This window comes from Dactylosporangium sp. NPDC006015 (genome assembly GCF_040614215.1).
In the GTDB taxonomy this organism is placed as follows: domain Bacteria; phylum Actinomycetota; class Actinomycetes; order Mycobacteriales; family Micromonosporaceae; genus Dactylosporangium; species Dactylosporangium maewongense.
The window spans coordinates 503,268-522,673 of sequence record NZ_JBEXUD010000001.1; the positions used below are offsets into that span (position 1 = coordinate 503,268).

Annotated in this window: 17 protein-coding genes and 1 pseudogene; 2 read left to right on the plus strand and 16 right to left on the minus strand. The window is 70.6% G+C overall.

The genetic code is table 11. The features are described 5' to 3' along the window. From ABZ321_RS02265 to aspS, 6 genes are all read right to left on the minus strand, one after another. Entirely contained in the window at positions 1 to 522 is a 522-nt protein-coding gene (locus ABZ321_RS02265) for a hypothetical protein (protein WP_344507895.1), read from the minus strand. Positions 523 to 598: 76 nt separating this feature from the next. After that, the gene (locus ABZ321_RS02270; RefSeq protein WP_344507896.1) at positions 599 to 1,438 is read right to left on the minus strand and encodes a GNAT family N-acetyltransferase; all 840 of its coding nucleotides are present in this window, start codon (positions 1,436 to 1,438) and stop codon (positions 599 to 601) included. A gap of 70 nt (positions 1,439 to 1,508) precedes the next feature. Further along, entirely contained in the window at positions 1,509 to 2,675 is a 1,167-nt protein-coding gene (ispG, locus tag ABZ321_RS02275) for a flavodoxin-dependent (E)-4-hydroxy-3-methylbut-2-enyl-diphosphate synthase (protein ID WP_344507898.1), read from the minus strand. Positions 2,676 to 2,709: 34 nt separating this feature from the next. Then, the gene (locus ABZ321_RS02280; RefSeq protein ID WP_354888696.1) at positions 2,710 to 4,011 is read right to left on the minus strand and encodes a site-2 protease family protein; all 1,302 of its coding nucleotides are present in this window, start codon (positions 4,009 to 4,011) and stop codon (positions 2,710 to 2,712) included. Continuing rightward, entirely contained in the window at positions 4,011 to 5,198 is a 1,188-nt protein-coding gene (gene dxr, locus ABZ321_RS02285) for a 1-deoxy-D-xylulose-5-phosphate reductoisomerase (protein ID WP_354888984.1), read from the minus strand. Before dxr ends, ABZ321_RS02280 begins: the two co-directional genes overlap by 1 nt. 189 nt (positions 5,199 to 5,387) lie before the next feature. Further along, positions 5,388 to 6,617 (minus strand): aspartate--tRNA(Asn) ligase, encoded by a 1,230-nt coding sequence (gene aspS / locus ABZ321_RS02290; RefSeq protein WP_344507902.1) that lies wholly within the window; start codon positions 6,615 to 6,617, stop codon positions 5,388 to 5,390. A gap of 217 nt (positions 6,618 to 6,834) precedes the next feature. Between aspS and ABZ321_RS02295 the strand changes: the two genes are divergently transcribed. After that, entirely contained in the window at positions 6,835 to 7,869 is a 1,035-nt protein-coding gene (locus ABZ321_RS02295) for a YihY/virulence factor BrkB family protein (protein WP_354888699.1), read from the plus strand. 946 nt (positions 7,870 to 8,815) lie between these two features. On the opposite strand, the gene ABZ321_RS02300 is transcribed toward ABZ321_RS02295, so the two are convergent. Further along, positions 8,816 to 9,523, minus strand: coding sequence for a DUF2786 domain-containing protein (locus ABZ321_RS02300; RefSeq protein ID WP_344507906.1), 708 nt, complete (start codon positions 9,521 to 9,523; stop codon positions 8,816 to 8,818). Positions 9,524 to 9,543: 20 nt separating this feature from the next. Next, positions 9,544 to 11,145, minus strand: coding sequence for a Rieske 2Fe-2S domain-containing protein (locus ABZ321_RS02305; RefSeq protein WP_354888986.1), 1,602 nt, complete (start codon positions 11,143 to 11,145; stop codon positions 9,544 to 9,546). A gap of 132 nt (positions 11,146 to 11,277) precedes the next feature. Between ABZ321_RS02305 and ABZ321_RS02310 the strand changes: the two genes are divergently transcribed. Then, a complete protein-coding gene (locus ABZ321_RS02310) occupies positions 11,278 to 11,496 on the plus strand; it encodes a DUF2631 domain-containing protein (protein WP_344507908.1) in 219 nt (72 codons plus the stop codon). Between the two features lie 63 nt (positions 11,497 to 11,559). On the opposite strand, the gene ABZ321_RS02315 is transcribed toward ABZ321_RS02310, so the two are convergent. From ABZ321_RS02315 to ABZ321_RS02350, 8 genes and pseudogenes are all read right to left on the minus strand, one after another. Then, positions 11,560 to 12,603, minus strand: a complete 1,044-nt coding sequence (locus tag ABZ321_RS02315; protein ID WP_344507910.1) for a DivIVA domain-containing protein — start codon at positions 12,601 to 12,603, stop codon at positions 11,560 to 11,562. Then, positions 12,600 to 13,790: a 23S rRNA (adenine(2503)-C(2))-methyltransferase RlmN gene (gene rlmN, locus ABZ321_RS02320; protein ID WP_344508179.1), complete on the minus strand. Its 1,191-nt coding sequence runs from the start codon at positions 13,788 to 13,790 to the stop codon at positions 12,600 to 12,602. The genes ABZ321_RS02315 and rlmN overlap by 4 nt, the downstream gene beginning before the upstream one ends. Before the next feature lie 59 nt (positions 13,791 to 13,849). Further along, positions 13,850 to 14,671: pseudogene (locus tag ABZ321_RS02325) on the minus strand (phosphatidate cytidylyltransferase); the annotation flags it as partial. A gap of 104 nt (positions 14,672 to 14,775) precedes the next feature. Continuing rightward, positions 14,776 to 15,333, minus strand: a complete 558-nt coding sequence (gene frr, locus ABZ321_RS02330; protein WP_344507912.1) for a ribosome recycling factor — start codon at positions 15,331 to 15,333, stop codon at positions 14,776 to 14,778. Continuing rightward, positions 15,330 to 16,121, minus strand: coding sequence for a UMP kinase (gene pyrH, locus ABZ321_RS02335; RefSeq protein WP_344507914.1), 792 nt, complete (start codon positions 16,119 to 16,121; stop codon positions 15,330 to 15,332). Before pyrH ends, frr begins: the two co-directional genes overlap by 4 nt. A gap of 100 nt (positions 16,122 to 16,221) precedes the next feature. Next, on the minus strand, positions 16,222 to 17,049 hold the full coding sequence (tsf, locus tag ABZ321_RS02340; protein WP_344507916.1) for a translation elongation factor Ts: 828 nt from the start codon (positions 17,047 to 17,049) through the stop codon (positions 16,222 to 16,224). A 37-nt stretch (positions 17,050 to 17,086) separates the two neighbouring features. After that, positions 17,087 to 17,911, minus strand: coding sequence for a 30S ribosomal protein S2 (rpsB, locus tag ABZ321_RS02345; protein ID WP_344507918.1), 825 nt, complete (start codon positions 17,909 to 17,911; stop codon positions 17,087 to 17,089). A gap of 574 nt (positions 17,912 to 18,485) precedes the next feature. Beyond that, complete coding sequence (locus ABZ321_RS02350) at positions 18,486 to 19,394, minus strand: hypothetical protein (RefSeq protein ID WP_354888706.1); 909 nt, start codon at positions 19,392 to 19,394, stop codon at positions 18,486 to 18,488. Between the last annotated feature and the right edge of the window lie 12 nt (positions 19,395 to 19,406).

The window sequence follows — 19,406 nt, forward strand, 5'->3', positions numbered from 1 at the left end:
TCAGTGGCGGGCGGCCTGGGCGATCTGGTTGCGGAAGCCGGGGCCCAGGGTCGAGGCCTTCGCCGACTCGTGGGTGAGGCGGGCGCTGAGCAGGCCGCCCTGGCGGGCGATCCCCGCGGCGAGCGCCGGCACCAGCGGCAGCAGCCAGTCGGCCAGGAGGCCACGGGCCGGCAGGTATGCGACGAGCAGCACGGCGAGCGCGACCGCGACCCCCTCGACCATGCCGCGCCAGGCGCCCCGGCCCGAGGCGGCGACCGCCTCGCGGCGGGTGATCGTGGCGGTGTCCAGGCCGTCGAGCGCCCTGGTGTCGCGGCGGCCGAGGTTGAAGCAGGCACACCCGACGCTCGTGGAGACGCCGAGCACCGTCGCGGCGACGACGCTCCTGGTCAGCAGGACCGTCAGCCCGAACACCGCCCCGCCGGCCCCGCAGGCGACGAGGGCGCGCAGCCACTCCTTCTTGTCCCCCGGGTACCAGTAGTAACGCGTGGTGTTGGGCGTCAGCTGCCGGATGATGTGGCCCATGCGAAGCTTCCCTTGTTCAGCCGGGTGGCCTCTTGATCATCCTGCACGCGGGGGCAGTTTGCGGGGAAATGGCGGTTTAGAACAGTACGGTCGCGAAGGTGCCCACCTGCTGGAACCCGCACCGTTCGTACACCGCGCGGGCAGGGGTGTTGTAGTCGTTGACATACAGGCTTACCGATGGCGCCACCCGCCGCAGGGCGTCGCGCACGATCGCGGCGATCCCGCCCCGGGCCAGCCCCCGGCCGCGCCACTCCGGCGCGGTCCAGACGCCCTGGATCTGCGCGGTGTGCTTGGTGACCACCGCCAGCTCGGCCTTGAACACGACCTTGCCGTTGATCACCCGCGCGTAGGCCCGGCGGGCCCGGACGAGCTCGCCGACCCGCTCCCGGTAGGAGCGCTCGCCGCCGTCGGCGGTCGGTGAGACGCCGACCTCCTCGGTGTACATCGCGACCGCCGCCGGGAAGAGCAGGTCGATCTCGTCGGGCCGGACGAGGCGCACCCCGGGGTCGGCGGGCACCGGCGCCGGCGACGAGGTCGCCATCAGCGGCTGGTTCGGCCGTACGTCACGCGCCGGCCCCCACGAGGGTGCCAGCCGGCTCCACAGGCCGAGGACCGCGTCGGCGGACCCGACGATCGACGAACAGCCGCGCGGCTCACCCGCGACCATGTCCGCGAACGCCGCGACGGCCGGCGCCGAGGCGTTGACGGGGATCAGGTTGGCGCCGAGCCAGCACAGCGACTCCAGGTGGCGGCGCGAACCGTAACCGAAGATCCGGGCGTCCTGTCGCCACCACGCGAGCCCGGCCATCGAGATCCGCTCGGCGACCTGGGCGCCGCCGAACGGGTCGCCGTCGAGCAGCCGCTCGACCGCGCCGCGCTCGGCGTCGCCGAGGAGCCTCGCCGCCACCGTTAGCATGCGTACAAGCCTGCCAGATCCACCCGGGGACAGCCGCACATACCCGCCGCCGCCGTCCCCGTGTCAGGCACTAGTGGACCGTGACCGAGGGTCCGAGGCCGCGCAGCTCCTCGGGCAGATCGACGCCCATCTCCTCGGCGAGGCGCAGCGCCTCCTCGACCAGGGTCTCCACGATCTGCGACTCGGGCACCGTCTTGATGACCTTGCCCTGGACGAAGATCTGCCCCTTGCCGTTGCCGGACGCGACGCCGAGGTCCGCCTCGCGCGCCTCACCCGGACCGTTGACGACGCAGCCCATGACCGCGACCCGCAGCGGCGCCGGGAACCCGTCAAGCGCGGCGGTGACCTGCTCCGCCAGGGTGTAGACGTCGACCTGGGCGCGGCCGCAGGACGGGCACGAGACGATCTCCAGGCCGCGCTCGCGTAGGCCGAGCGCCTCGAGGATCGCGTTGCCGACCTTGATCTCCTCGACCGGCGGCGCCGACAGGGAGACGCGGATCGTGTCGCCGATGCCCTCGGCGAGCAGCGCGCCGAACGCGACGGACGACTTGATCGTGCCCTGGAACGCCGGGCCGGCCTCGGTGACGCCCAGGTGCAGCGGGTAGTCGCACTGCTCGGCGAGCTGCCGGTACGCGCGGATCATCACGACGGGGTCGTTGTGCTTGACCGAGATCTTGATGTCGCGGAAGCCGTGCTCCTCGAACAACGAGCACTCCCACAGCGCCGACTCGACCAGCGCCTCGGCGGTCGCCTTGCCGTACTTCTCCAGCAGGCGCTTGTCGAGGGAGCCGGCGTTGACGCCGATGCGGATCGGGATGCCCGCGTCGGAGGCCGCCTTCGCGATCTCCTTGACCTTGTCGTCGAACTGGCGGATGTTGCCCGGGTTGACCCGGACGGCCGCACAGCCGGCGTCGATCGCCGCGAACACGTACTTCGGCTGGAAGTGGATGTCGGCGATGACCGGGATCTGCGACTTCTTCGCGATCGCCGGCAGCGCCTCGACGTCGTCCTGGCTGGGCACGGCGACCCGCACGATCTGGCAGCCCGAGGCGGTGAGCTCGGCGATCTGCTGGAGCGTGCTGTTGACGTCGGCGGTGAGCGTGGTCGCCATGGACTGCACGGACACCGGCGCGCCGCCACCGACCGGCACGGAGCCGACCATGATCTGGCGTGACTTGCGGCGCGGTGCGAGCGCCGGCGGGGGGACGGCCGGCAGGCCGAGGCTGACAGCGGTCATGGAATGCGCCACCTGTTTCAGGTCTTGTGATCGTCTACTTGAGGCTGATCGGGTTCACGAAGTCGGCGGTCACCGTCAGCAGGACGAAGACGCCGAGGATGCCTATCACGCCCAGCGTGATGGGCGCCAGCTTGTAGTAGTCCACCCGACCTGGGTCGGGTTTGCCCAGCTTGGCCGCGAACCAGGACCGCACGCGCTCGAACCAGGCGATCGCGATGTGACCGCCGTCCATCGGCAGCAGCGGGAACAGGTTGAAGATGCCGAAGAACAGGTTCAGGCTGGCGAAGAGCAGCAGCAGCGAGGCCCAGTCGCCGAGCTCGAACAGCTCGCCGCCGATCCGGCTGGCGCCGACGACGCTGACCGGGGTCTCCGGGTCGCGCTTCTCGCCGAAGATCGCCTTGAACAGGTTGGGCACCTTCTCCGGGATGTCCTTGAACGAGGCGAACGTGCGGTCGATCAGCGACCAGGTGATGGTGAACGTCTTGTCGACGCCCTCGACCGGACCGTACGAGACGTGCGGGATGTCCGAGGTCCGCGGGGCGATGCTGATGCCCAGCAGGCCGCCCTGCTCCAGGTCGTCGGCGGTGATCTTGTCGGCGGGCTTGACGACGTCGGCCTTGATCCGCTGTGCCTCGGGGATGGCGGCGGTGCCGCTGAGCGTCTTGCCGTCGCGGGTCCACGTCACCGCGACGCTCTTGTTGGTGGCCTTCTTGAGCTCCTCGCGCAGCACGCTGGAGCTCGGGGTCGCGACGCCGTCGATGGACGTGATCAGGTCGCCGGACTGCAGGCCGAGCTGCGCCGCCGGGCTCTTCGGGTCCCCCTTGGCCAGGTCGCAGGCCTTGGGCGCCTTGGTGGCGGGGTCGTACTCCCACTTGGTGCTGATGCACTCGGCGACCGGGCCGACGCGGACCGGCCAGGAGTCCTGCTTGGTCTCCGGGTCGGGGATGCCGACGAACGAGAAGAGCACCCACAGCGTGATGAGGGTGATCGCGAAGTGGGTGATCGAGCCCGCGCTCATCACGATGGTCCGCTTCCACACCGGGAAGCGCCACATGGCCCGCGGGTCGTCAGCGCCGGCGACGCCGGTCACCGGGTCGACGTCGTCCTCCTGGGGGGTCATCCCGACGATCTTCACGAAGCCGCCGAACGGCAGCGCCTTGATGCCGTACTCGGTCTCGCCGCGCTTGAACGACCAGATCGTCGGGCCGAACCCGGCGAAGTACTTGGTCACCCGCATGCCGAACCATTTGGCGGTCAGCATGTGCCCCGCTTCGTGCAGACACACCGCGAACAGGATCCCCACCGCGAAGAGGACGATCCCCACCGTGAACGCCATCAGGCCCCTTCCCCGCCCGCGATCCGCTCGCGCGCATAGGCCCGCGCCCAGGATTCGGCGGCGAGCACGTCATCGACGGTACCTGGTTCGGCAAAGTCCGGTGCGTCCGTAAGGGTCTGCTCCAAAGTCTCCACAATTCCGAGGAATGGAAGCTCACCCGCTGTGAACGCGGCAACACATTCCTCGTTGGCGGCGTTGTAGATCGCCGGCCGGCACCGGCCCGCCTCCCCGGCCGCCTTGGCGAGGGCGACCGCGGGGAACGCCTCCTCGTCGAGCGGGCGCAGCTCCCACGTATGGGCCTTGGTCCAGTCCACGCCCGGCGCGGCGTCGGCGACCCGGTCGGGCCAGCCGAGGGCGAGCGCGATCGGCAGGCGCATGTCGGGCGGGCTGCACTGGGCGAGCGTCGAACCGTCGTGGAACTCGACCAGCGAGTGGATCACCGACTGCGGGTGGACCATGACGTGGATGTCGCGGTACGGCACCCCGAACAGCTCGTGCGTCTCGATCACCTCGAGGCCCTTGTTGACGAGCGTGGCGCTGTTGATCGTGACGACCGGGCCCATGTCCCAGGTCGGGTGGGCGAGCGCCTCCTGCGGGGTGACCCCGACGAGCTGCTCGCGGGTCCGGCCGCGGAACGCACCGCCCGACGCGGTCAGGATCAGGCGCCGGACCTCCTTGGCCGCGCCGCCCCGCAGCCCCTGTGCGAGGGCCGAGTGCTCCGAGTCGACCGGGACGATCTGGCCCGGCCGGGCGGCGGCTCGTACGAGCGGACCACCGGCGACCAGGGACTCCTTGTTGGCCAGGGCCAGGATGCGCCCGGCGCGCAGGGCGGCGAGCGTCGGGGCCAGGCCCAGCGAGCCGACGACCCCGTTGAGGACCATGTCGCACGGCCAATGCGCCAGCTCGGTCATCGCGTCGGGGCCGGCAAGGATCTTCGGCAGCCGGAAGTCGCCGGTCGCCCAGCCGCGGCGGGCGGCCTCGGTGTAGAACGCGAGCTGCAGGTCCTGCGCGGCGGTGGCCTTCGCCACGCCGACCGCGTCGACGCCGAGCTCCAGCGCCTGCTCGGCGAGCAGGCGGACGTTGCCACCGCCGGCGCCGATCGCGACCACTCGGAACTTGTCGGGATTACGACGGACGATGTCGATCGCTTGGGTGCCGATCGAGCCGGTCGAGCCCAGCAGGACGATCTCGCGGGGGATCACCCGTCCATTGTCTCAGGCGTGCACGTGTCGAGGTGGCCGACCGGGTGCCGATGCCGCGGGGGCACACAGTGGTGCGCCCCCGCGACCGACCGTCATCGCGGTGAATCCCAGATGCCGTCCCCGTTAGTACACATGTACCAATTATAGATCATCACTTGCCACCGAGCAATCGAATTACGGAGCCACTCGGTGCAGGTCACGCGGGAAGAGCGTGGTCTCGCGGACGTTCGAAGCGCCGGTCAGACGGGCCATGAACCGCTCCAGCCCGATCGCGAACCCGCCGTGCGGCGGCATGCCGTGACGGAACGCCTCGAGGTACGTCTCCAGCGACCCCGTGTCGTGGTTCAGGGCCGCCAGGTAGTCCTCGTGCCGGTGCAGCCGCTGACCGCCCGTGACCAGCTCAAGGCCCCGGAACAGCAGGTCGAAGGAGTTGGACCAGCGCGGCTCACCCGGCTGGGGGTGGGTGTAGAAGGGCCGCTTGCGCATCGGGTAGCCCTCCACGTAGAGGAAGTCCGAACCGTGCTCCCGCGCGGCCCACTCCCCCAGCGCGCGCTCGTGCTCCGGGGCGAGGTCGGGCTCGTCCTCCGGTGCCCCCGCGATCTTGAGCGCCTCCTGGAAGTGCAGCACCGGGATCTGCGCCGGCACCGCCGCCTGGAACCCGAACTCCTCCACGGCGCCGACCATCGCCCGGATCACCTCGGTGAGCACGGCCATGACGTCGCGGTGGTTCTCGATGAACCCCAGCTCGGCGTCGAGGGACGTGTACGTCGCCAGATGGCGGGACGTGTCGTGCGGCTCCGCCCGGAAGACGGGGCCGACCTCGTACACCCGCTCGAAGACACCGACCATGGTCTGCTTGTAGAACTGCGGCGACTGCGCCAGGTACGCCTTCGCGCCGAAGTAGTCGATCTCGAACACGTTGGCGCCGCTCTCCGTGGCGCTGCCGACGATCTTCGGCGTGAACACCTCGGTGAAGCCCCGCTCGTCCAGCGCCCGGCGGAACGCGCCGACCGCCTTCGCCGACGCCGCGAACACCTTCTTGCGCTGCGGGTGCCGCAACGTCACGGCGGCGTGGTCCAGCAGCATCGGCAGCGACGCGTTGAGCTCCGGCCGGAACAGCTCCACGGGCGGCGGCTCGGCCTCCCCCAGCACGGTGAACACCGGCTCGACCAGCTCCACCCCGCCGGGCGCCGCCTCGTTGGCGACGACCCGCCCCGTCACCGCGACGACCTGCTCCTCCGCCGGCACCGCCGACTCCTTGCACACGATCTGCAGCAGGCCTTCGCGGTCGCGCAGGACCACGAACGCGACCTTGGCGAGCAGCCGCCGCCGATGGACCCAGCCAGCGACGTTCACCGTTTCGCCGATGTACTGAGGAAGCTGGCTGGACAGGATGCGATGCATGACACCTCCCGAGAGACTCCGCTCCCCGGAGGTGTGGGCGATGGGGCCGGTCGCGGTGCCACCACACCTTCGCCACGGCATGCCGCCGTGACCTCGATGCAACGGCTCAGCGGTAGCACCACCATGCGTTCGTCAGGCGCGGATGCGTCCGCCTCATCGCCGTACCCATCGATCATAGGCAAGTTTTCGGTTCCGCCGCGACGGGAAATCAACCCGCGTGAGCAGCACCCGGCAGGTCCCCGAAACGCGCCTGATGTCCCGCGACGACCTCTCCGCCGACGACGCCTGGCACACGCTGCGGCGACACGGCGGCTGGTGCCTGCTGCGCGACGCCTTCCTGCGCTTCCGGTACGGCGACGGCTTCAGCCACGCGCGCGCCCTCGGGCTGCAGCTCTGCCTCGCGATCGTGCCGTTCCTGATCGCCCTCACCGGTCTTGTCAGCAAGCTCGGCGTCGCCGAGGGCGGCGAGGTCGTCGCGGACACCGTCCTCGCCCTCACCCCCGGCGCCAGCGACCAGCTCGTCCACGACCTGCTCGCCGACTCCGAGCGCGCCGAGGACATCGGCGAGTTCGCCCTCACCGCCGGTCTGCTCACCGGGATGGTCGCCCTCACCACCGCCATGGCCCAGATCGAGCGCGGCGCCAACCGCATCTACGGCGTCGAACGCGACCGCCCCGCCCACCTCAAGTACGGCCGCGCGGTCCTGCTCGCCGCCGGCGCCGGCATCCCCGCCCTGGCCGGCTTCCTCATGCTGGTGGCCGGCGGCGACCTCGGCCGCTCCGTCCGCGCCCACTACCCCTCCTGGGGCGCCCCCGTCGACGCCGTCTGGCAGTTCCTGCGCTGGCCCTTCAGCGTCGCCCTCGTCGTCACCGCGGTCGCCGCCATCTTCCGCTTCGCCCCGCGCCGCCGCCAGCCCGCCTTCTCCTGGCTCCTCTTCGGCGCCGCCCTCTCCACCGCCTTCTGGTGGCTCATCAGCGCCCTCCTGGCGTTCTACGTCAGCAGCAGCGACGCCTTCGGCGCCACCTACGGCGCCCTCACCGGCATCATGGCCCTCCTCCTGTGGGCGAACCTGACGGGGATCGCCCTGTTCCTGGGGATCGCCTTCGGCGCCCAGCTGGAGGCCCTGCGCGTCGGCGTCCCCGAACCCGTCGTCGAGGACCAGTGGGTCCCCGTCGACGAACAACTCGACCGCGACCCCGACACCGACCCCCATGCCTTCGCCCACAACCAGCTCAACACCCCCACCCGCTGACTCCCCTGCTCCCAAGCGATTCCGGCAGCCAGAACCACCACAACCATCCGGGGATCACGAGACGAGCCACCTCGACACCGCTGCGGAAGCGGGACTCCGAGCCGACCGGGAATAGCTTGGTCGCCGCCGCCCGGCCGAGACCAGCGCAGCAACGCCGCTTCCCCGATGACCGCGGACCCCAGCCAGGATCAGCCCGGCCAGCCAACGACGACGCCCCCGGCGGTCGGACCGGAGTCCGCGAACCCGAGAGCAGCCAGCAGCCGTGCCACGACGGATACCCCGACTCGGACGCTCCCGGGACAAGCCCAAGCTGACGCGACCAACCAGGCGAGCGACTGGCAGCCACCAGCTGGGACACAGGGGTTGCCGCCACCGGCAGCTCTGCGACCAGCCGACGACAACACCGCAGCCAACGGTGCCGCACAGACGAACCCCCCTCGGCGTCCGCGGCGTTCAGCCCCGTGGGCAGGCCCAGGCTGGTGCGGGACGAATCAGGCAACACCGACGGACACCAGCCAGAACACGGGAAGGTCTCCACCGACGACCCCGCAGGCAGCCGAACACACCACCGCAGCCAACGGCCCAGCGCAGACGACCCCTCCTTGCCACCCGCGACGGCCAACCCGTGGACAAGCCCAGACCGGCGCGGGGCAAGTCAGGCGAACACCCACAGACAGCGACCGGAACACGGGAACGCCGCCGCCGACCCCCGCGACAGCCGGGGAGCGGTCAGGAGCGGGTCAAGTCCGCCTTCAGGTGCGGGCACCGGCATTGCATGATCCAGTCGCCCAGCTGGCGGCCAGGAGCCCAGCCAGCACGCCCAGCCAGCACCCCAAGCACGCCGAGCACCCCAAGCACGCCGAGCACGCCGAGCACGCCGAGCGGGAACGCCGGAGCCGGGTCAGGCGGTGGGGGTGAGATCCCGGGTGAGTCCCGGGTGGGGCGGTCAGCCTGGTAAGGGCTGGCGGGCGGCGGTGGGAACGCGGGGGTTGCCGAGGTCGGCGCGGTGGCCGGCGGCGCTGCCCGCGTCGAAGCCGCCGCCCGTCAAGCGGCGGGGGCGGGCGGTGCGCAGGTCCGGATACTGCTCGTCGACCGCCACGTCGACGGCGCGGCCGCGGTCGGCCAGGACGAGGGCCATGCCCGGCTGGTCGGGGGTGGCGGCGCGGCTGCGCTCGTCGGCCTCGGCGAAGCGGTGGGCGACCGCCGAGCCGAAGCCGATGAGCCAGGAGCGGCGCCAGGCGGCGACCTGCTCGCCGGGCGGGACGGGCTCGGTGAGGACGCCGCGGGCCGCCTGGACGAGCAGGGACGCGAACAGCAGCTCGACGCCGGCGACGTCGGACTCGAAGCCGAACAGGTGCATGGAGATGCGCAGGCCGTCGCGGGTGCGGTGCTGCAGGCGGACCGAGCGGCAGCGCAGGGAGGTGGCGACCACGTGCAGGAGATGGGCCTTCTCGCGCAGATACGGCGGGTGCAGCTCGACCAGCCGGTTGCCGACGGTCTGCGGGCGCAGGCCGTCGGTGGCGGCGAGCAGTGCCTGATCGATGCCGTACTTGCCGATGAGCTCGGCGGCCTTGGCGGTCAGCGCCTCGGCCTCTTCCCGCGTGCACGCGGGATCCTCGGCCTTGGCGAGCAGCTTCCGAACCTTCTCCAACACGAACAGAGGCTACCGCCGACCTACGACAATTCCGCCGCAGCGCCGTCCCCGGAAGCAGGAGCAGGAGCAGGAGCAGAAGCCGGCGCCGAAGCACCGGCAGCACGGGAGCGCAGCTCGTGCCCCACGCTCGTCAGGCAGCGCCCGCTGGGCAGGTCGAACTTCCAGCCGTGCAGCTGGCAGGTGAGCGTGTTGCCGTCGACGATGCCGAAGCGGGTCAGGTCGGCCTTCAGGTGCGGGCACCGGCGCTGCACGATCCAGTCGCCCAGCTTGATGTCCTCGGCGTCGGGCTTCTGCTCGGCGAACCAGCCCTCCGCGTACTGCAGGCGCTCCTCCGACAGGCACTTGAAGAACGAGTAGACGAACTCGTTGTACTGGCCGATGCGGGTGGCGGTGAAGCGGCAGGACAGGAAGAGCGAGTTGACCCAGTCGACCTCCTCGATGAAGAGGAGGTGCTCGATGAGGGCGCGCTCGGTGCGGAAGCGGTAGCGGACCTTCTCGTCGGCGTACTGGCGGACCTGCTTGCCCGGGAAGTCCACGACGATCGACTCGACGGAGGTGCCGTCATACCCCACCAGGTCGAAGCGGACCGGGCCGCCGACGCCCTTCGCGAGGTAGACGGACTCGTCGAGCAGCGGCTCGATGCGCCGCTTCATCTCCTTGAGCACGTCGACCTCGGGGTGCCGCCAGGACGCCTTCGCGGCCTCGATGATCGGCCGCTTCCGGTCACGCATCTCCTCCAGGTGCTCCCGCTTGTGCGCGAAGAACTCCTCCACGTCGACCGGGTGCACGGTGGAGACCGAGTCGGGGGTCACCGTCATCACCGACCCGGGCAGCAGCACCGTGGAGTTGGTGCCGCCGTGCTTGGCGTACTCCTGCTGGAACACCCACTGGTCGGGGAAGATGTTGCCCTCGTCACCGAAGATGTCGTTGAACTGCCAGAGCTCGTCGTCGAGGAAGCACGGCGGCCCCGCGATGGGCACCACGTGCGAGGCCTTGAGGTCGTCGATGTACCGGAAGGTCCGGTCGAACTGCCGGTCGCGCTTCTGCTTGCCGAACGCGGTCTTCGCGGCCTGCGGCAGGTCGTAGACCATCGGGTACCAGATGGCGCCGGAGAACTGGAGCAGGTGCGCGTGCACGTGGCCGAGCTCGGCATACGTGGTGAGGTCGGTCGGGCGGGCGTCGTTCTGGTTGAGGATGCGGACGCCGTTGTGCTCGACCCACAGCGAGGAGTCACCGATCGGCCCGTCGGTCGGCGAGGTGAGCGCCTGGATCATGATCTTCAGGCCGCCGTCGAGCTCGTGGACGTGGTCGCTCTTCGTCTCCAGGAACCTGGTGAAGCCGAGCGCCTCGAGCTCGTCGCGCATCTCCGACGTGGGGAACTCGGGCAGCAGCACCGTCGCCTTCTTCGACACGAAGCGCTTCAGGTGCTCCGCGTCGAAGTGGTCCCGGTGCAGGTGGGACACGTAGAGGTAGTCGCAGTCGCCGAGCGTCTCCCAGTCGAGCAGGGAGTTGTCGGGGAACGGGAACCACGACGCGAAGTACGCCGGGTTGACCCACGGGTCACAGAGGATGCTGCCGGCATCGGTGTCGATGCGCAGGCTGGCGTGTCCCGTCCCGGTGATCCGCACCGCGTTCCTCCCTCGAACTACAACTGGCATGCCGCTCCGACGCTACCCGACCGACCCGCAACCGTCGGTCCGGGTGCCGCATGCCAGACTTTGTCGCGAAGCACACCTGCAGCGAAAGGACGCGTCGTGGCCGAGCACGAGCCTGTGACCTCTCCCGACCAGCACAAGCCGGGACACCCGCGGGCCGCCCGCTTCGGTGCTGCCGTCACCGTGCTGCTCATCCTCGGGATGCTGGTCGGCAACCACAAGGGCCGGGTCGAGGACATCTGGTTGATCGCGACCGCCGGTGTACTGGTGCTCGCCCTCGTCGGGGACTGGGTGCTGCGCCGGAACGGCCTTCGGTAGTCGCTGGTCGTACATGCGGCAAAGGCGCACCGGAAGCACCGGTGCGCCTTTTCGCGTCTGCGCTCAGCGGCGGCGCATCACGAGGTCACGGACCTCCTTGAGGGCGGCGTCGACCTCCGCCTCGAAGTAGCCGCCGGGCACCAGGTTGAAGTGCGACGGGTCGAGGTCACCGTCGGTGAGCGGGCCGCCACGGCCGGACAGCGACGCCATGACGCCCTCGAACAGCCGGTCGACCTGCGCGCGGTCGTAGCCGCTGCCGAAGCGGCGCAGCTGGAACGTGCGGCGCAGCTGGTCGATGCGGGCCACCTCGGTCGACTGGTGCTGCACCGGCGCGCCCTGGGGCGGGCCGCCGTAGGGCTCGCCGTACGGGTCGCGGTCGGGGCCGCCGCCATACGGGTCGCGGTCACGGTCGGGCGCGCCGCCGTAGGTCGCCGGCTCGGGCCGGTCGCGGTCCATGCGGATCTCGGCGGTCATGTCCGCGCGCGGCTGGCGCGGCGCCTCGTAGCCCCGGTCGTCGTCGAAGGCGCCACCGTACGTGGGCTCGTCGTAACGGCCGTAGTTCGGGTCGCGGGGCGGGCCGGCGGGAGCGGGGGCCGGCCGCGGCGGCAGGGGCGGCGGCGGCGCCATCGGCGGGGGACCCATCCGCTCGGGCTGCATCCGCTCCATCGGGGGCGGACCCATCCGCTCCGGCTGCATGCGCTCCATGGGCGGGGGGCCCATGCGCTCGGGCTGCATCCGCTCCATCGGGGGCGGGCCCATGCGCTCGGGCTGCATGCGCTCGGGCATCCGCTCGGGGGCCATGCGCATCTCGCCGCTGCGCATCTCGCCGCCGCGGGAGTCGAGGGCGCGGCCGAAGCCACCGCCGCCGCGCTCCTCCAGCTCGGCCAGCTGGCGCTCGACCCGGTCGAGGTGCAGGTCCACCTGCCACTCGTCATATCCGCCGAAGCGCACCCGGAAGACCACATCGTGGACCTCCTGAGCGCTCACCGGCGCGCCCATCGGGTCACCGGAGAGGGTGGCCTCGACCCGGTCGAGGAACGAGTCGACCTCGTCGACCTTGTATCCCCGCCGCAGCGCACGGCGCCGGAACCGTTGACCCTGACTCACTGTGTCTCCTCGTTCGCTCGCCGTGCTAGCAAGCCTGTTTCACGCTCTCCCACCTTGCCACCGTTTGAGGCGGCAAGCTGCCCGCAGGCCCCGTCGATCTCCCGGCCGCGGGTGTCGCGCACCGTGGTCGCGACCCCTGCCGCCCGGAGGCGCCGGACGAACTCTCGCTCCACCGGCTTGGGACTAGCGTCCCACTTACTCCCGGGTGTCGGATTGAGCGGGATGAGATTGACATGCGCGAGACGGCCGGACAAGAGCCGGCCGAGCAAATCCGCCCGCCACGGGTGGTCGTTCACATCCCGGATCATTGCGTATTCAATGGACACGCGCCGACCAGTGCGAGCCGCATACTCCCACGCGGCATCAAGCACTTCGGCGACCTTCCAACGTTGGTTGACCGGCACGAGCGTGTCGCGCAGATCATCATCGGGTGCGTGCAGCGACAGCGCAAGCGTCACCGACAGCCCCTCCTGCGTCAACCGGCGCATCGCCGGGACCAGCCCGACGGTGGACACGGTGATGTGCCGCTGGGAGAGCCCGAGCCCTTCCGGGGCGGGGTCGGTGAGCCTGCGGACCGCCGCGACGACCCGGTTGTAGTTGGCGAGGGGCTCGCCCATGCCCATGAACACGACCCGCGACAGCCGGTCCGGGCTGCCGGGCAGGACCCCGCGGGCGGCCATCCCGGCGAACCAGACGACCTGGTCGACGATCTCCGCGGTGGAGAGGTTGCGGGTGAGCCCGGCCTGGCCGGTGGCGCAGAACGGGCACGCCATCCCGCAGCCCGCCTGGCTCGACACGCACACCGTCACGCGGTCTGGATATCCCATGAGGACGCTCTCGACGAGGGAGCCGTCGTGAAGCCGCCACAACGTCTTGCGGGTCGCCCCGTCGTCGGTGGCTTTCTCATGTACGGGGTGCAGCAGGCGCGGCAGCAGCGCTTCCGCGATCGCGTCCCTGCTCCTGGCGGGAAGGTCCGTCATGTCGGCGGGGTCGCGGACCAGCCGGCCGAAGTAGTGCGCCGACACCTGCCCCGCGCGGAACGCCTGCTCCCCCAGCTCGGCGACGGCGGCCCGGCGCCCGGCGAGATCGAGGTCGGCCAGGTGACGCGGTGGCATGGTCGCCCGGCGGCCGTCACTCGTCGTGCCGGTCGCGGTGGATTCGAGGTTCAGAACGGGAAGCTGTGTCATGACGTCTTCAAGTGTCCCATGCCGAGTCGCGTGATCTTCAGTACCGCTGGCCAAGGGCACTAGGACGGGGGCACCAGGAACGCCAGAACGGCGTACGCGGTCGGCAGGGCGAGCAGGATCGAGTCCAGCCGGTCCATGAGCCCACCGTGACCCGGTAGCAGGTTGCTCATGTCCTTGACGCCCAGGTCGCGCTTGATCAGCGACTCGCCGAGGTCACCGAGCACCGACGCGGCCGCGACCGCGACCCCGAAGACGACCCCGTGCCACCAGACGGCGTCGGACAGGAGCAGCGGAATCGCCACCGCGCTGCCGGCACCGGTCCACACGACCGACCCCGCGAAGCCCTCCCACGACTTCGCCGGGCTGACGGAAGGTGCCATCGGGTGCTTGCCGAGGAAGACACCGGTCACATATCCACCCGTGTCGGACAGCACCACGGCGACGATCGTCACCAGGACCCGCACCGCGCCGTCGGAGACGTCCTTGCCGGGGTGCGCGAGCAGCGCCGCGAAGGCGCCGAGGAACGGCACGTACACCGCGATCAGGGCACCGGCCGTGACGTCCCGCTGGTAGTCGCGGGGACCGCCGGCGAACCGCCACACGAACACCGCCAGCAGCGTCAGGAGCAGGCCGACCGGCAGGACCTCGGCGCCGCCGAACCAGGCGAGCACCACCATGGCCGACCCGCCGACGAGCAGCGGTGCGAGCGGCGGCCTCGCCTTGTTGACGCTGACGGCCCGGACCATCTCCCAGATGCCGACCAGGACGGCGAGCACCACCAGACCGAGGAACGCCGGGATCCACACGAAGAGCGAGGCGATGACCGCGCCGCCCAGGCCCACGCCGACACCGATCGCGGCGGGAAGGTTGCGGCCGGCACGGCGCTTGGGTTTCTCGCCGGCCGGCACTTGTTCGTTTGGCATAGACGCCTCGGGCGCGGCATCAACGTGCCGCGCCCTGGTCGAAGGGTTACCGGGGGGCGTCATCAGACCTCGAGGAGCTCTGATTCCTTGTGCTTGAGCAGCTCGTCGATCTGGGCGACGAACCTGTGCGTCAGGTCGTCGAGCTCCTTCTCGCCGCGGCGCCCGTCGTCCTCGCCCGCCTCGCCGTCCTTGACGATGCGGTCGAGCTCTTCCTTCGCCTTGCGGCGCACGTTGCGCACGGCGACCCGGGCGTCCTCGGCCTTGTGCCGCGCGATCTTGATCATCTCGCGGCGCCGCTCCTCGGTCATCTGCGGGAGGTTGATCCGGATCTGCGTGCCCTCGTTGTTGGGGTTGACCCCGAGGTCCGAGTCGCGGATCGCCTTCTCCATCGCACCGATCACCGAGGCGTCGTACGGCTTGATGATCGCCATACGAGGCTCCGGGATGGCGATCGACGACATCTGCGGCAGCGGGGTGGGCGTGCCGTAGTAGTCGACCATCACCTTGCCGAACATCGCCGGGGTCGCTCGGCCGGTCCTGATGACCGCGAACTCCTCCTTGGCGTGCTCGATCGCGCGCTCCATCTTCTCTTCGGCCTCGAAGAGAGCTTCTTCGATCACGTGGTCTTTCCTCCTCGGTCCGGGATGGGCTCAGCGGTGATGAGCGTGCCGATCCTCTCACCACTCAACGCGCGAGCCACGCTGTCCTCCCCCTCGGCGCCGAACACGAGCATCGGCAGCGCGTTTTCCTGGCAGAGGCTGAACGCGGTCTGGTCGACGACCCGCAGGCCCTGCAGCAGGGCATCGGCGAACGTCAGGCTGTCGAGTTTGCGGGCCGTCGGGTCGGTACGGGGGTCGGCCGTGTACACACCGTCGACGCCGTTCTTGCTCATCAGGACCGTGTGCGCGTGGATCTCCAGGGCGCGCTGCACGGCGACGGTGTCGGTCGAGAAGTACGGCATGCCGGCGCCGGCGCCGAAGATCACGACCCGCCCCTTCTCCATGTGCCGGATCGCGCGGCGCGGGATGTACGGCTCCGCGACCTGCGCCATGCTGATCGCGCTCTGCACCCGCGTGTCGATGCCTTCCTTCTCCAGGAAGTCCTGCAGCGCGAGGCAGTTCATGACGGTGCCGAGCATGCCCATGTAGTCCGCGCGGGACCGGTCCATGCCGGCCCGGGACAGCTCGGCGCCCCGGAAGAAGTTGCCGCCACCGACGACGACGGCCACCTGGACACCGCGGCGGACCACGGCCGCGATCTGGCGGGCCATGTGCCGCACCACGTTCGGGTCGACGCCGACGGCGCCACCGCCGAACACCTCGCCGGAGAGCTTCAGCACGACGCGTCGCACCCCGATCGGGGCCGGCGTCAATGCCTGCCTTGCCGCTTCCACAGCGGTGTGCGTCATCTGGGCAACCTCTCCGTGTCCGTTCTGCCGCTGGAAGGGGATATGACGAGGGGGTCCCGGCATCCAGTGTGGATTCCGTGACCCCCTCCGCGCCCTGCTATCAGGCCTGGCCGACCTCGAAGTGGACGAACCGTGTCACCTCGATGCCGGCTTCGGCCAGCACCTGCTTGACGGTCTTCTTGTTGTCGCTGACCGACGCCTGCTCGATGAGGACGAAGTCCTTGAAGAAGCCGTTGACCCGGCCCTCGATGATCTTCGGCAGGGCGCCTTCCGGCTTGCCCTCCTCGCGAGCGGTCTGCTCGGCGATGCGGCGCTCGGACTCGACCGTGTCGGCCGGGACGTCCTCGCGGGTCAGGTACTTCGGCCGCATGGCCGCGATCTGCATCGCGACGCCACGCGCGTCGGCGAGGGCAGCCTCGTCGTCCTTGCCGGTGAACTCGACCGCGACGCCGACCTGCGGGGGCAGGTCCGGGCTCTTGCGGTGCATGTAGATCGCGACCGGCGAGCCCAGGACCGCGAGGCGGTTGATGACGAGCTTCTCGCCGATGCGCGCCGACTCGGTCTGGATCAGCTCGGCCACCGTGCTGTCGCCGAGCTTCGAGCCCAGCAGGGCCTCGACGTCGGCCGGCTTGGTCTCGTCGATGTGCTTGGCCAGCTTCTGGCCGAGCTCGACGAACGCCTCGTTCTTGGCGACGAAGTCGGTCTCACAGTTGATCTCGACCAGACCCGAGCCGACGTGGGCGACCAGGCCGTTGGCCGTGGTGCGGCCGGCGCGCTTGCCGACGTCCTTCGCACCCTTGATACGCAGCAGCTCGACGGCCTTGTCGAAGTCGCCCTCGGCCTCCTCGAGCGCCTTCTTGCAGTCCATCATGCCGGAGCCGGTCAGATCGCGGAGTCGCTTGACATCCGCGGCGGTGAAGTTGGACATGACTCTCTCTCGCTTGAGTTCGCCTTGACGGCTCGTGTCAGGCCTGGGTGGGTTCGGCGGCGGGAGCGGCGTCGTCGGGCTTGGCACCCTCGAGCAGCTCACGCTCCCACTCAGCGAGCGGCTCGTCGCCGGCCACGACGCCCGGCTCGGGCTTCTGGTCGGCACGGGTGGCGCGGCCCGACCGGGCGATGAGACCGTCCGCGACCGCGTCCGCGACCACGCGGGTCAGCAGGGCGGCGGAGCGGATGGCGTCGTCGTTGCCCGGGATCGGGAAGTCGACCTCGTCGGGGTCGCAGTTGGTGTCGAGCACGGCGATGACCGGGATACCCAGCTTGCGGGCCTCGTCAACCGCGATGTGCTCCTTCTTGGTGTCGATGACCCAGATCGCCGACGGGAGCTTCTGCATGTCGCGCAGACCACCGAGCGTGCGGCTCAGCTTGGTCTGCTCGCGCGACAGCTGCAGGGTCTCCTTCTTCGTGTAGCCCTGCGCGGTGCCGGTGAGGTCGAGGGACTCGAGCTCCTTCATCCGCTGCAGCCGCTTGTAGACGGTCTGGAAGTTGGTCAGCATGCCACCCAGCCAGCGGTGGTTGACGTACGGCTGACCGACACGCGTCGCCTGCTCGGCGATCGCCTCCTGCGCCTGCTTCTTCGTGCCCACGAACAGCACCGAGCCACCCTCGGCGACGGTGTTGCGGATGTAGTCGTAGGCCTTGTCGATGTAGTCCAGCGTCTGGCGCAGGTCGATGATGTAGATACCGTTGCGCTCCGTGAAGATGAAGCGCTTCATCTTCGGGTTCCAACGGCGGGTCTGGTGTCCGAAGTGCACGCCGCTTTCCAGCAGCTGACGCATGGTCACAGCCATGTTCGTGGGATCCTTTCGATCCTGGTTTCCACGGCGGTCCGGTCGGTCCGCCGTCCTGGCGCCCGGTCGTCGGCCGTCTCACCCGACCCAGCGCGTGGCTGCGGATCGGGACCAGGGCGGCCGCCGCCCTGATTTCTGGCCCGGCGCGAGAAAGCGGCGGGCTGCGGGAGGGCGCGCGAGGTCGACCGTGCGTGCACGGTCGCCGTCCGGAAGTGTACGCGCAGTCGCCGCCGACCCACGAATCCGCCCCCGGCTGCCGCGCCGACCAGGCCGATCCGTCACCCGGCAGGGCCTCGTCCGCCCACCGCGGCGGAGGGCCTCGGTCGCCGGTTCAGCGCTCGCCGGTCAGCCGGTCGTCGGCTCGTCACGTGGGCAGGGCCGCAGCCCGTCGGGCTGGACAAGCCGAGGCTGGTCACGTGCGCAAGCCGCGGCGCGTCCGGTGGACAGGCCGAGGCTGGTCACGTGGACCGGCCGTGGCTCGTCACGTGGACAGGGCTGCGACTCGTCCGGTGGACAGGCCGCGGCTGGTCACTTGGACCGGCCGCGGCTCGTCACGCGGGAACGGCGCGGCCGGTCAGGTGGACAGGGCCGCGGCGATGAACAGCAGCACCGCGATCGGCAGGTACGCCAGCGGCGTGCGCAGCCAGGCCCGCGCCCCCGAGGCGGCGGCCGCGGCGCCACCGATCAGCCCGTACAGGCCGAGGGCGAACATCGGCAGCCCAAGGATCATGAAGATGCTCGCAAGCGTGCCGGTGGCCTCGATCTTGTCGGCGGTCATCGCGGTCAGGAACAACCGCAGCACCGGCACCTCGAAGACGATCGTGAGCAGCACCAGCACGACGGCCAGCCCCGGCCGCTTCGACCGGTACACCGCACCGCCCGGCTCCGCGGCAGCGGCAGCGGCCGCGGGCGCTGCCGACGGCGGCGGGATCGCCGCGGTCAGGGTCGTCGGCGCCGCGAACGCGTCCTGCTGGCTCTGCTGAGCCTGCTGGCCGTACCCGCCCTGCGGCGCCGCCGGAGGCGCCGGCACCGTGGGCACCGTCACCACGGGCGACGACAGAGCACTCACGGGCGCGCTCGGCGCACCGCCTGACACCGGCCGCTGCAGCGCGCTGCGGTCGATCGCCTCGGAGCGCCGCGACCTGGAGACCGACTCGGCGGCGTCGGGGTGCTCGGGAGCCGGCGGGAGCGGGGCGCTGAACTGCCCGCTCGGGCTGTCGCCGTACGGCAGGGAGTCGCCGCCGTAACCGCGGGACGCGCTGCGCGGCTCCGGGACCCGGTAGCCGTCGTCGTACTCGCGCTCGTCGGCGTACCGCGTCGGCGTGTAGCCGCGGTCGTCCCCGTAGCCCCGGTCGTCGCGCGACCGGTCTTCCCGGCGGTCGTCGCGGCGCTCGCCGCGGCCAGGCTCGTCGTATCCACGGTCGTCCGGGTACCAGCGGGGCTCCGCATCCGGGTCCGGGGAGTAGTTCCGGCGTCCATCCACGGTCCGTCACGG